This is a genomic window from Psychrobacter sp. FME6 (assembly GCF_014861365.1).
GTDB lineage: Bacteria > Pseudomonadota > Gammaproteobacteria > Pseudomonadales > Moraxellaceae > Psychrobacter.
The window spans coordinates 1-12,861 of the sequence record NZ_RRYW01000084.1 but is presented as its reverse complement, the minus strand read 5'-3'; the positions used below and the strand labels follow the sequence as shown (position 1 = coordinate 12,861).

The following is a 12,861-nucleotide window of genomic DNA, read 5'->3' as shown; positions in this document are numbered from 1 at the left end:
TTCTCTTTGTTGTGGTAAACAAGAGTGTAAGGCGTTGCTTATTTTTTTCAACTATTTCCCAATTCTATACAGCCCCTATACTATCTACTATTTGTATCCATAATCATCAGCTTATAAAACCCGCTAACTGTTATAGCTAACGGGCTTCTTTGATTACTCTGTTCAACTACAAAATCTACTCTGGCAGCTCATAAAGCAGCTTATCAAGTGTGATGGGGAAATCATAAACTCGAACGCCAACTGCGTTATATATAGCGTTGGCAATAGCTGCCGCTGCGCCTGATATTGCGGTCTCGCCTATGCCTTTGATGTGCATGGGATTGGTATAAGGATCATCTTCTTCGACTAATATAACCTCTAGTTGCGGCACATCTGCATTGACGGGGATATGGTATTCAGCAAGGTCATGATTGCATAAACGACCATCACGCTTGTCATGGATGACTTCTTCCATCAGTGCTGATCCAATACCAAAAACCATACCGCCGTAACACTGTGAGGTCGCGGTTTTATGATTGAGTATACGTCCAGCGGCAAATGCACCTACCATACGTTTGACGCGAATCTCACCAGTAACTCTATGTACTGCTACTTCTGCAAAATTGGCCCCGAAAGATGCCTGACGATGGCTTTTAGCATTTTTACCCGGTTTTATTTGTCCTTTAGCGCTAATTTTTTGCTCATCATAATCAGCGACGACGTCGGCTAAAGCATAAGAGTGAAAGCTGGTAAAATCGTACTTTTTATCTGTTGCTGTTGGTAAGGGTAAACCAGTTTTTTCAGCGACTTTATCTGTTAAGTCTTCAGCTTTATTTTTAACGCTCTCAATAGCAGCTTCTGTTACGTTAGAGTTGTGTTGACCTGCTTGTTTGATTTGCCCATTATCGAAACAGATGCTATCAGAATGTAAACCTACTTTTTCCGCTAACATGTCACGTAACTGCTCGCAAGCAAGGTAAACCCCGCTACCGGCACTTGCCGCACCCATACTACCGCCCGAACCGACTGCAGGCGGCAAATCACTATCGCCTAATTTCATCTCTATATGATCGATTGGTAAGCCCAATAAATCAGCAGCGACTTGCGAAAATACCGTATAAGAGCCGGTACCTATGTCGGTCATATCGGTTTCGATAATAGCTTTGATACCCAGTTTTTTTGTATCATCGACTTGCAGGGTTGCTCGCGCTTCAGAAAGTTTTAACTGATTACCGCGAGCGGATGCTGCCATACCCGTGCCAATCCACCAATCACCCTCTAACTGACTGGCAGGTTTGGCATTACGCTTATCCCAACCAAACTGCTCTGCCGCTTGTTGCATACAGGCAGTAAGCTGGCGCGTCGAAAATGGAATATCTTGGCTCGGGTCTTGCTCAGGCTCATTACGACGGCGCAGCTCAATGGGATCGATATTCAATTGCGAGGCCAATTCATCCATCGCACATTCAACGGCAATCATGCCGACCGCTTCGCCAGGCGCGCGCATAGAGCCTGAGAGTACTTGGTTCATGTCTACTTTTTTATAATTGACGCGGCGGTTTTCGCCACGGTATAAATACTTAGTAGACAAAGCCGTTGGTTCAAAAAATGCCTCACCCGGTAGATTACTGGTAATCGTATCGTGAATCATGGTATTGATAATGCCGTCTTTATCACAGCCAATCGCGATACGCTGACGAGTATTTGAACGTCTTACTGTGGCTTCCATAACTTGCGGACGGGTCATACTAATCAACACAGGGCGACCTAATTCTTTTGCAGCAATAGCCGCTGCAATCGATTCAGGGGCGATGCCCAACTTACTACCAAAACCGCCGCCGACAAAATATGAAATCAACTGCACTTGATCTTTTGTTAAGTCCAAGGCATCCATTACTTGCTGCTTACAAGAGGCGATCATTTGATTTGAAGTGTACATGATGAGCCTATCATCTTCCCAGTAAGCCAACGTAGCGTGCGGCTCCATAGGTGAGTTGCTCTGGCTTGGCGTATGGTAAAAACGATCAAGGGTTACAGCAGAATCAGCAAGTCCTTGCTCTGGGTCACCCTTTATGGCATTTTTATCTGAGCCGTTTTTTTCATCGACATCATGAGCACTCGAAAGTTCTTTGGTAAAATTTAAGGCCGCTTGTTCAGCTTCGTCTTTATAACTAACCTTCAAAGCATTCGCGCCTTCGGTCGCTGCTTCAAAGGTTTCAGCAATCACTACTGCAATCGGCTGACCATGATAAAAAATCTCACTTGCGCCCTGTGTTGGTGCTTTGGTTGCACCGCCTTGCTGGGCATTGCGCAAAAAGTGCTTAGGATCAGTCACCACCTTAATAATGCCAGGAATATTCTCTAAAGCGCTGCTATCGATATTTTCAACTCGACCTTTGGCAATCTTGGCGCTGACTAAAACGCCATATAGCTGATTTTCTCGATGTATTTCTGCCGAATAAGGCGCTTGTCCGCTGACTTTTAACGAACCGTCGACACGGTTAATGGGTTTACCAACCAAATTGCTTGCCGTTTTGTTAAACAAGGTTTCGACGGGTTCATTCATCGTCATTTTTTTGGTGGGTTCTGATGCAAATACTGAGTCCAATAATGACATAATTATGCTCCCTCGCCCGCTAAGGCGCGCTGAATAACTTGTTTTAATAGACGGCGTGTCAGTGGTATTTTGAAGTCATTTTGACCCTGACCTTTGGCTTCTTTTAATAATAAATCTGCCGCCTGCTCAATAGTATCGTTATCACCTTTAGTATCGATTAATAAGGCTTCAACCGCTTCATTACGCCACGGCTGAGTACCGATACCGCCAAACGCCAAACGTACTGTTTCTAAATCACCCTTATCATTAACATTTATCACGGCAGCGCATGATAGCAATGCAAAAGCATAAGAGGCGCGGTCGCGAACTTTGTCATAAGTGTGGCTGCCTTTTATAGGCGCTGGCAGGACCACATGAGTAATGAGCTCGCCAGACTCTAAAACAGTTTCGATACTAGGCGTGTCTTTTGGTAGGCAATAAAAGTCTTTGATCGCAATTTTTCGTGTGCCACCATCCGCTTTAATCGTTTCAATTGTCGCATCGAGTAAACGCATCGCAACAGCCATATCGGAGGGGTGCTGAGCAATACAAGCGTCACTAGTACCTAATATGGCAAGGGTACGATTCTCACCGTTGATAGCTGGACAGCCAGTACCGGGATTGCGCTTATTACAGGGACTATCGGTCTGATAAAAGTAATAGCAACGGGTACGCTGTAAAAAATTGCCGCCCGTGGTGGCTTTATTGCGCAGCTGTCCAGTCGCGCCAGCAAGGATCGCTCGTGATAATACTGGATAATTGGCAATCACTTGCGGGTGCGCTGCCAAATCGCTATTGGTGACCAGCGTACCGATACGTAGCCCACCATCAGCAGTCGTTTCTACTTGTCCCAACTCTAAGCGAGCGACATCGACCAGCTTGATAGGGGTTTCAATCTCTAACTTCATCAAATCTAATAAATTGGTACCGCCTGCAATAAACGAAGCTGCCTTTGGGCTGGCCGAAACTGCTGCTTGCTGAGGTGCATCAGCGCGGATATATTCAAAGCGTTTCATGAGCGATCTCCTGATACGGTCGTACTGGCTTTGTTTTGCGTGGGCTTGCTGAGCTGCGCTTCGCTAGGCGGCGGAGACCAAATACCACTGACAGTTGAGCCTTTCGTTATCGTCGCTTTAGAAGCCTTACCGTCCACTACCTCGTTTTTTGTTGTATTCTCCAAAACCTGCGAGATGGCATTGATAATATTTGGATAGGCAGAGCAGCGACAAATATTACCGCTCATCCGCTCAGAGATTTCTTGAACCAGCAGCCCATCAGGATTTTGCAAATCGGTGGTCACATAGCTTGGCCAATTTTGTTTGACCTCCTCTATCAAAGCCGTCGCCGAACAGATCTGTCCAGGCGTACAATAACCACATTGGAAAGCATCGTGGTCTTTAAAGGCTTGTTGCAATTCAGATAGCGAATCCGGTAAACCAAGACCTTCAATCGTTGTAATCTCATCACCGTCATGCATGACTGCCAAGGTTAGACAAGAGTTAACTCGTCGCCCATTGATGAGTATGGTACAGGCACCACATTGACCGTGGTCGCAGCCTTTTTTGGGTCCAGTAATTTGTAGATGCTGACGACAGACATCGAGCAAGGTCGTGCGCGGATCAAGATTATCGAGCTGATAATCTAACTTATTAATTGATAACGTCAAAGTAGACATGCTGGCTTCTCGCTGGCAGAAAAACATAAAAGAGATAAAATAAACGCCCTTTAAAATAGCGCTAACTGATTTATTATGTCTTATTAAAAATGTCGATTTGTTTTTACTTTGTAGTCATTGCAGGGTAGTTTTTTAATCATATGCACATTCGACTCACTTTATGATGAGTGTTACCGAGAGTTAGGGTCAACACTTTCCATTGGTAACTTAGCGCACATTGTAATCACGCCATCTTTCTCTTAGTATTGATTGCCTTAGCTTTTATTGAGTATTGCACGATAAGCTCTAAAAAAAGCAGCCCAGATAAAAGACAAATATATAAATAATAAATTAGGCAGAAAAATATGCAAAATTCAAAGCAGTTGTCATCAGAGCAGCCACTACGCATCGATATCGTATCAGATGTCGTTTGCCCTTGGTGTGTCGTCGGCTATCGCCAACTAGCAGCAGCACTAAAGCAGACCGATACTGCTCATGAGATACACTGGCACCCGTTTGAGCTCAACCCAAACATGCCAAGCGAGGGTCAAAACATGCGTGAACATATCACAGGAAAATATGGCTCGAGCAAGCAAGAATCTGATGCTAGCCGCGCCCAAATAACAGCTGTGGGTTCTGAGGTTGGCTTTGAGTTTAATTTTACTGATGAGCTGCGTATGCACAATACCTTTAATCTGCACCAGCTTTTGCAGTGGGCAGATCAGACAGAGCCAAGCCATATGCATGATTTAAAACAAGCATTATTTACCGCTCACTTTACCAATGGGCGTAATATCTCCGATATCGAAGTGCTTGCTGATATCGCGGCTGAGGTTGGACTCGATCGTAACCAAGCACTAATCATATTAGAAGATCAGCGTTTTGCTACCGAGGTGCGCGCAGAAGAGCAGCACTGGCAACAGCAAGGTATCCAGAGTGTACCGGCGATGGTTTTTAATGAGCGGCATTTGGTCAGTGGCGCGCAAGGTGTAGAGAATTATGTCAATATTTTAGAGCAATTGGCCAATATGCGAGAATAAATATTTTTTTAATAGGATTATCATAGATGAGCAAAGATAAACTGCTGACATTATCAGATGAAGCGGAAACACTCGTTTTAGACGAACTGAGGGTTTATATGAACGATGAATTCGACGTTGATATCGGTAATTTACCGGCTAAGTTTTTATTGGATTTCATTATCGAAACGATAGGTCCGCATTTATACAACCAAATGATTGATGATAATGAACCTTGGTTATACGATCGATTTACAGCTATTTTAGAGGACATGCACAGTTTTAAAAAAGATTAATGGTTTGGTATAAGCTATAGTCGATCCACTATAAAACAAATTCAGTGCTACTGGGATAAGTTTTGCGCTGCCTCTGTCTGCGTAGGCACAGCAAGCAAGAAAAATTTATCCCAGTAGCGCGTTATAATATCTGTATTTCTTTTATTTAGAGCTGACTATACTTAAGTCATATTAAAACGAAAAATGCTGCCCCTTATATAAGCAGCTAGGAGCAGCATTTTATTTTTATTATCTAGCTTTGATATTTTACCTAAGTCTTACTCTTAAAATGTACCACAGAGCGAATACTTTCACCTTTATGCATTAAGTCAAAAGCTTCATTGATGTCCTCTAATGGCATAGTATGCGTAATAAAGTCTTGTAGTGGGATTTCACCAGCAAGATAACGCTCAACATAGCCTGGCAACTCGCTACGACCTTTCACACCACCAAATGCCGAGCCTTTCCAAACGCGACCAGTCACTAGCTGAAATGGACGGGTAGAAATCTCTTGCCCAGCGCCCGCCACACCGATGATGACCGACTCGCCCCACCCTTTATGGCAGCATTCCAGTGCTGAGCGCATGACATCGACGTTACCAATACATTCAAAAGAATAATCCACACCGCCATCGGTCAATTCAACGATAACATCTTGAATCGGCTTGTCATAATCTTTTGGATTGATACAGTCAGTCGCGCCAAGTTTTTTAGCCAGCTCAAACTTGCTTTCGTTAATATCAATCGCAATGATACGACTGGCTTTTGCCATCTCTGCGCCGATAATCGCTGATAGACCAATACCGCCCAAACCAAAGATGGCGACGGTTGCGCCCTCTTCGACTTTTGCGGTATTCATGACAGCGCCCATTCCAGTGGTTACGCCGCAACCAAGTAAGCAAACTTCTTCTAGTGGCGCTTCTTTATTGACTTTAGCTAGAGAAATTTCTGGCAAAACGGTATATTCAGAAAAAGTTGAGCAGCCCATATAATGGTAAATTGGCTCACCATCTTTATAAAAACGTGTCGTACCGTCGGGCATTAAGCCTTTGCCTTGAGTTTCGCGTACCGCAGAGCACAAGTTAGTTTTGCCTGAACGGCACATTTTACAGACGCCGCACTCTGCGGTATATAAAGGGATAACATGGTCACCAACTTGTACACTGGTCACGCCTTCGCCAATTTGCTCAACGATACCGCCGCCTTCATGACCCAAAATCGCTGGAAATACACCTTCTGGATCTTCACCGGATAAGGTAAAAGCATCGGTATGACAGACACCACTGGCAACAATCTTGACCAGTACTTCGCCTTTTTTTGGCAGCATCACATCCACTTCTTCGATAGACAGTGGCTGGTTTGGACCCCAAGCAATGGCGGCTTTAGATTTGATAAATTTATCTGACATCATTATCTCTCTTTTTAATGTATTTTATTGGTTGTTAAACACAGACCTCTTCAGCTTATCTTGCTTGCCGAATGGAGGCAAGCGACAGTTGTAGCAGTCTGTAAAACATTTGATTTTATACTGACCATTATAGTTTTTTCTATAAGGATAACAATATGCTATATTTGCAAATATCTTTTACACACTGGTAATAATCATGCGCTGGGATGGAATTAGCGAGTTCGTTTACGTAGCAGAATATGAGAGCTTTACGCGCGCTGCAAAAGAGTTGGGCATTTCTACCGCACAAGTCAGTCGTCAGATTAGCGCTTTAGAGAAGCGACTTAATGTTAAATTGCTCTATCGTACCACGCGCAAAGTATCGCTCACCGAAGAAGGACGCGTGTTTTATCAGCATTGCCGCGGGGTGCTTGATGGCTTAGATGCCGCCGAACAAGCTGTCAGTAACTTACAATCAAAACCGCAAGGTAGGATTAAGCTGACCGCGCCTGTGACTTATGGTGAGCAGCAATTATTACCAATAATAAATGATTTTATGGTGCAATATAGCGATATCGAAGTGACGGCTTTTTTAAGCAATCAAAAGATTGACTTAATTGAAGGCGGTTATGATTTGGCGATTCGTATTGGTAAGTTAAGTGACTCGACGATGATGGCAAAAAAACTCAGTCATCGCACTAACTTTGTCTGTGCCGCACCCGCTTATCTTGAAAAATACGGCATACCTCACTCTCTGAGCGAACTGAGTCAACATAACTGCTTACTTGGCACGCGTGATTATTGGCACTTTATCGAAGATGATCAAGAAGCGAGTAAAAACATTACTAGAAAACATGCTCAAAGAGCATCTAAAGAAAGAAACCTACGAGTTTCGGGGACGGTGCAATATAACAGTGGTTATAGCCTAGTCGATGCGGCTTTAAAAGGTCTAGGTATTGTGCAGTTGCCTGATTATTATGTCAAAAAACACTTAGCATCCGGTCAGCTCATTAGCTTATTGGATAAATATCGAGAACCAGAAGAAGGCATTTGGGCTGTTTATCCGCATAACCGGCATTTATCGCCAAAGATTAGACTGCTTGTCGATTATCTAGCAGAGCGTTTGGCCTAGAAATCTGTGCAGGCGTCTTGCCATGCTACTCTTTACTATGCACGGTTCATTACGGCACAATGTGATGTATGATGACCCACAATGTGATGACGCACTATAAATATTTGATGTTACCAACTATCACTCGCTGGATAAACGACCACCATAAAAAAGGACTACATATGATTAAAATTATTTCTATAGCAGCGTTAGCTTTAGCCGTTTCCTCTTGCGCCAGTGTTGAAAATATCTTGGGTTCATCTAATGACAGCACTTCAGTTAAAGAAACAACCACTTCTCTCAACACTAAAAATGGGCTGATAACCCTGCAAAGTAATCATTCTGTCACCGATACCGCTGATAAGCTAGCGTCGATTATCGAAAGCAAAGGTATGAAAGTATTTGCGCGCGTTGACCATCAAAAAAATGCGCAAGGCGTTAATTCAACATTAAGACCAACGCAAGTTATTATATTTGGCAATCCTAAAGCGGGTACGCCATTGATGAATTGCGAGCAAAGCGTGGCCATTGATTTACCACAAAAAATTCTCATCAGTGAAGGTGCTGATAAAAGGGTATGGTTGTCTTATAACAATCCTGAATATTTAAAATCTCGTCATAATATCAAAGGCTGCGATAGTGAGATTGATAACATCTCAAAAGCACTTAACAATGTCAGTAAAGCTGCCGTCGCAAAATAAAAATTATAAATAAAAAAGGTGGATTAGCAAAAGCATAACCCACCTTTTTTAGGTTTTTATTCATTTATCCGACATTACCAGAACGCTCTATTTGACAATTTAACTCTACTTTTAGCTTCTTCGCACACTCGATAATCTTTTTACGATTGGCAGGGATAGCACCATGTTTAAGTGCTGTTTCACGCATTTGTACTGTGACGTCATAGTGAGGATAACTGGCGTTTCGATGGAACAAGCGCTTATCTACTTCAATGTATGCCGCAAACTCATGTAATTCTTCCAAAGTATCAGCCAGCATATGGCACCACTTATAGCCTTTAAATTCTATCTGCATAAAATCTACATATATCGCCATATAGCCGCTCCTTTTATTTATTGTATAGAACAGTCTATAGTAGATGCATTTTAACTATAACTGCTTGTAGGGATAGGAAATACTTTGTCATAAATCCAGTTGTAGATAAAAGCATAGATGAGATAAAAGGTTGCCATTGCGATATCCATCTTAAATGCTTCCCAAAGGCTGATATTTAAATACCAGGCGATGACGGGTAGAAATAACAATAACAATCCGCCTTCAAATAACAGCGCATGTAGCACCCGTATCAGAACTGTCTTTTGTACTACACCACGTAACCTGAGCATGGCACGGTCAAACAAAATATTATAAAAGTAGTTCCAAAATGTGGCGACGATAGAGCCGGCCAACGCCATGACTCCCATCAGATGTAGCTCAAAACCAAATACTAAGCTTGCTAGTGGGGCAAAGATAAGCAGACCTATAATTTCAAACCCTAAGGCATGGCGAATCCGGTCTTTTTTGTTACGCATGAAACTTCCTAATTGATTTGTTTGTCGAGCTACTTTATTTCTTGAATACTCTTATCGCTCGCATTATTTGCGTGCCATTATGCTCTATTTTGACTGAGCAATATTTTCGATAACGACCATTAAAGCAATTCACGCACATTTCTTTTGAGCTGCTTGAGCACTTTTTGGTACTCACTATCACGAGTTTCAAGTGGGCTTAAATATCCATAGCGTAGCTGACGATAGTTTTGCTTGATTTGCACGATTTTTGCTTGAGCAGCTTTCGAACCCATAGCTTCTGCTAAGCGCTCAAGCCACGCCAGTTGTCCTTCATTATCCGTGCGTGCTAATGATTTATCACCTTTGCCTATACGTTTTGATAATTGCGCAAGCGGTAAGTCTGCTGGGTGCCAACGCTTGCGGCGACGTTGCCAAATAATAAAGACTAAAATAGCCATGATCGTAATAGCACTGATCGCCAGCCAAGTAATTTGCTGCATGATTGAGCGGATGTTAAACCATTTCAATAGCGAATCTGCTTGCTTGTCCTGATCATAGCCGACGACGTCTTTTTGCCAATAGTAGCTTGCTTGGTCCGACAAACGGCGTAAGGTTTGTAGCACTTGATACTGTTGATAGCTAATTTGCGCACCTGCCCCGTCGCCAAACATCGCAGCCCCTTGTGCCTGTGTCAGCGCCTCCATGCCTTGCTCGACACGCTCAGGCGCAACAAAAGCAGTCGGGTCAACGCGTATCCAACCTTGACCCTCAAGCCAAACCTCTGTCCAAGCATGCGCATCCATTTGCCGCACCTCCCAGACATTACCATTACGGCTCGGCTCACCGCCTTGATAGCCTGCTACCACCCGCGCTGGAATACCTGCCGCCCGCAGCATAAAGGTAAAGCTTGAAGAGTAATGTTCACAAAATCCCGCTTTGGTCTCAAATAAAAACTCGTCAATGCGGTTATTATTCAGCCGTGGTGGTGATAAGGTATAACGGAAATCTGTTTGATTAATCCAGCGCTCGATAGCTTCCATATAGCGAACTGGGTCTGAGCCTGATTGTGCAAAAAGCTGCTTCGCTAGCGCTCGTGCTTGCGGATTGCCGTTGTTAGGTAAAGCAAGATTCAAACGCCTTGATTCCTCAGTGAGATTAGAATCAATACGCATCGGCGCAAACTGCAATACATCATAACGCAGCTGCTGGGTGACGGGCTGGTCTTTTAATAAGGTAAAGTTTGAGGTAATACTGATATCTTGCTGCTGAGCAAACGGATAATCGAGTCCAAACAGCCAATTTTGCTGAGTGGGCTCTAAGATAATTTGATAGCTGTTCGGCGTTGCTTTCGCCTCATCAGGGATAGTCTCAATTGCATTTTTAATCCAAGGCGGACTCTGCAATGCAGGTTGCCATTGGCGCTGCTTAGCACTTGGACGCCACGTCACTCCATCAAAGTTGCTAAATACCAATCCACGCCAATATAACTGTTGTTGCGGTGGGCGATTACCGTCAAACTCGACGCGAAAAGCCAATTCGGTCGATTGTCCTAAATTGGCAAAATCACCCGGTGACATACTGTCAGAAACGCCCGTGGTCGCTTGTTGACCTGATAGCTGTACTGACCATAACGGTGGCAGACGCGGGAAGAATAAAAACAGCACGACTAATAACGGCAACGCACCAACGCCCAATACTCCCAAAGTGCGCAGGCGACCATCCCCGCGAGTATTGCCATCATCATTTAGCGCAATAAACGCCAATAACACAATCACCACACCAACAATCACTGCTAAAGTCGTAATAATTCCTTGATCCATCAAAAATAGCGCCGCAAGTACAAACAGCGATAAGTTCAATACCACATAAGCATCACGGCGCTTATACAATTCCCATAGCTTACTAATCAGACATAGCACTAAAAATGCCACGCCCATATCCAGTCCAAACGCTGTATTATAAGTCAGCCATAGCCCTGCCAGCCCTAATAAGAAGCCCAGCATTTGCATACTTTGATAAACACGCTTTAGACGACGACCTTTTTTAAATTTGGCTTTAATAAGGGGCAGCTGGGCAAGCACACTAACGATAGCAAAGCCCATTAACCATAAGGGTAAATGCGCTGCATGCGGTAAAATAACGAGCACTTGGGTAATTAATACCCAATAATAAGCAGGTAGTGCCAATAGCTTACGATGCCATTTATTATTGCTTTCAAGGCCTGCATGGGCATTACTGTTCTGACCCAATGCCAATTGCTCAAAGCTTGCAAGACTTATGGCAACTGTCTCATTTGAAGGGTAACGTTTGAAATTACTCATGGTGCTTTCGCCAATCTTAGCAAGCAAGCCTGCGCAAAGCTTTCTCCTTCACCCATAGTGGCAGCAGAATGAGCATCATTTGGTAAGCGCATATTAAATGGTACACCTAGCTGACCCAGTGTCATTGCCCCGTACGCCATTTGTGCAAGTTTTTGCTCGTGGTGCGCCGCTGGCATATCTGCATAATCCAAGGTTTGTTCGTGACCAACAGGATCGGCAAAATGCTTGGTAAACATACCTTGACCGCGTGCCACATGCCCCCAAGAAACCCGTGCCAGCGACTCCCCTTCGACATAGTTATCCAGCCGTTCAAAGTCGTCTTGACCTTGCCGATATTGCCCACCTACCGGTAAATCCTCCAAACTGGCGGCAGAATATTGGTCTTGCCAATCGAAGGCTTCAGGTTTGGGATAGACCCAAGCCGTGCGCGCAAAATACACATATGACCATGCGCGCATGATACCTAAAGGATAAACAGTTTTTATGATTAAGCGTGGCAATTCAAGCTGACCTCGAGAATGAGCCTGAACAGGCAAACGAATAACTTGCTCGCTTTGCAACTGTGTGACTAATACTGATTCTTGATTATCAGCACTCTCTTTAAGTCTCTTATCGGCTTTTTTATTCGTCTTAGATTAACACACCAAGTGCAACGCTAAATTATATTATAGAACACCTGATTGGGCGTTTTAAACCCTAAGCGTTTTCTTGGTCTGTTGTTTAGTTTATTCTCAATGTCCTGTATCTCATTATCAGAGACTTGTCTAAAGTCACAACCCTTAGGCAAGAACTCTCTGATTAATCCGTTGGTATTCTCGTTGGTTCCTCGCTGCCATGACGCATAAGCATCGGCAAAGAAGAAGGAAGTAAAGAGCTTTCGTTTCACCTTCTTATGCTGAGCAAACTCTTTACCATTGTCAGAGGTAATGGTCTTAACCTGTAACCTCACTGGCTTTAGGATACCTATCATTGCCTCTGATACTTGCTGTGCCGTTTTATGACCCACAC

The 12,861-nt window shown here is 43.7% G+C and carries 13 protein-coding genes; 4 read left to right on the top strand and 9 right to left on the bottom strand.

Annotation, left to right across the window (positions count from 1 at the left end):
• Positions 1–175: 175 nt before the first annotated feature.
• From EI162_RS11245 to EI162_RS11235, 3 genes are read right to left on the bottom strand one after another with little or no spacing between them, the layout of a single operon-like run.
• Complete coding sequence (locus EI162_RS11245; protein ID WP_192524439.1) at positions 176–2,596, bottom strand: xanthine dehydrogenase family protein molybdopterin-binding subunit; 2,421 nt, start codon at positions 2,594–2,596, stop codon at positions 176–178.
• Between the two features lie 2 nt (positions 2,597–2,598).
• Positions 2,599–3,591, bottom strand: a complete 993-nt coding sequence (locus tag EI162_RS11240; RefSeq protein ID WP_192524438.1) for an FAD binding domain-containing protein — start codon at positions 3,589–3,591, stop codon at positions 2,599–2,601.
• Positions 3,588–4,250, bottom strand: a complete 663-nt coding sequence (locus EI162_RS11235; protein ID WP_192524437.1) for a 2Fe-2S iron-sulfur cluster-binding protein — start codon at positions 4,248–4,250, stop codon at positions 3,588–3,590. The genes EI162_RS11240 and EI162_RS11235 overlap by 4 nt, the downstream gene beginning before the upstream one ends.
• A 344-nt stretch (positions 4,251–4,594) precedes the next feature.
• Between EI162_RS11235 and EI162_RS11230 the strand changes: the two genes are divergently transcribed.
• Both EI162_RS11230 and EI162_RS11225 read left to right on the top strand, forming a co-directional pair.
• On the top strand, positions 4,595–5,269 hold the full coding sequence (locus EI162_RS11230) for a DsbA family protein (protein WP_192524436.1): 675 nt from the start codon (positions 4,595–4,597) through the stop codon (positions 5,267–5,269).
• A 26-nt stretch (positions 5,270–5,295) separates the two neighbouring features.
• Positions 5,296–5,544, top strand: a complete 249-nt coding sequence (locus EI162_RS11225; RefSeq protein ID WP_192524435.1) for a DUF2164 domain-containing protein — start codon at positions 5,296–5,298, stop codon at positions 5,542–5,544.
• 250 nt (positions 5,545–5,794) lie between these two features.
• On the opposite strand, the gene EI162_RS11220 is transcribed toward EI162_RS11225, so the two are convergent.
• Positions 5,795–6,931, bottom strand: coding sequence for an S-(hydroxymethyl)glutathione dehydrogenase/class III alcohol dehydrogenase (locus tag EI162_RS11220; RefSeq protein ID WP_225735162.1), 1,137 nt, complete (start codon positions 6,929–6,931; stop codon positions 5,795–5,797).
• Between the two features lie 196 nt (positions 6,932–7,127).
• Between EI162_RS11220 and EI162_RS11215 the strand changes: the two genes are divergently transcribed.
• The gene (locus EI162_RS11215; RefSeq protein WP_192524434.1) at positions 7,128–8,042 is read left to right on the top strand and encodes a LysR family transcriptional regulator; all 915 of its coding nucleotides are present in this window, start codon (positions 7,128–7,130) and stop codon (positions 8,040–8,042) included.
• A gap of 161 nt (positions 8,043–8,203) precedes the next feature.
• Positions 8,204–8,722 (top strand): DUF302 domain-containing protein, encoded by a 519-nt coding sequence (locus EI162_RS11210; RefSeq protein ID WP_192524433.1) that lies wholly within the window; start codon positions 8,204–8,206, stop codon positions 8,720–8,722.
• Between the two features lie 64 nt (positions 8,723–8,786).
• On the opposite strand, the gene EI162_RS11205 is transcribed toward EI162_RS11210, so the two are convergent.
• From EI162_RS11205 to EI162_RS11185, 5 genes are all read right to left on the bottom strand, one after another.
• The gene (locus tag EI162_RS11205) at positions 8,787–9,077 is read right to left on the bottom strand and encodes a DUF4031 domain-containing protein (RefSeq protein ID WP_192524432.1); all 291 of its coding nucleotides are present in this window, start codon (positions 9,075–9,077) and stop codon (positions 8,787–8,789) included.
• Between the two features lie 50 nt (positions 9,078–9,127).
• On the bottom strand, positions 9,128–9,553 hold the full coding sequence (locus tag EI162_RS11200; protein WP_192524431.1) for a PACE efflux transporter: 426 nt from the start codon (positions 9,551–9,553) through the stop codon (positions 9,128–9,130).
• A 119-nt stretch (positions 9,554–9,672) separates the two neighbouring features.
• Positions 9,673–11,853 carry a transglutaminaseTgpA domain-containing protein gene (locus tag EI162_RS11195; protein ID WP_192524430.1) on the bottom strand — a complete coding sequence of 727 codons (2,181 nt, stop codon included), beginning with the start codon at positions 11,851–11,853 and terminating at the stop codon, positions 9,673–9,675.
• The gene (locus tag EI162_RS11190; RefSeq protein ID WP_225736978.1) at positions 11,850–12,311 is read right to left on the bottom strand and encodes a DUF58 domain-containing protein; all 462 of its coding nucleotides are present in this window, start codon (positions 12,309–12,311) and stop codon (positions 11,850–11,852) included. Before EI162_RS11190 ends, EI162_RS11195 begins: the two co-directional genes overlap by 4 nt.
• Before the next feature lie 197 nt (positions 12,312–12,508).
• The coding region (locus tag EI162_RS11185; protein ID WP_192524380.1) for an IS30 family transposase at positions 12,509–12,861 on the bottom strand (353 nt) is incomplete at its 5' end.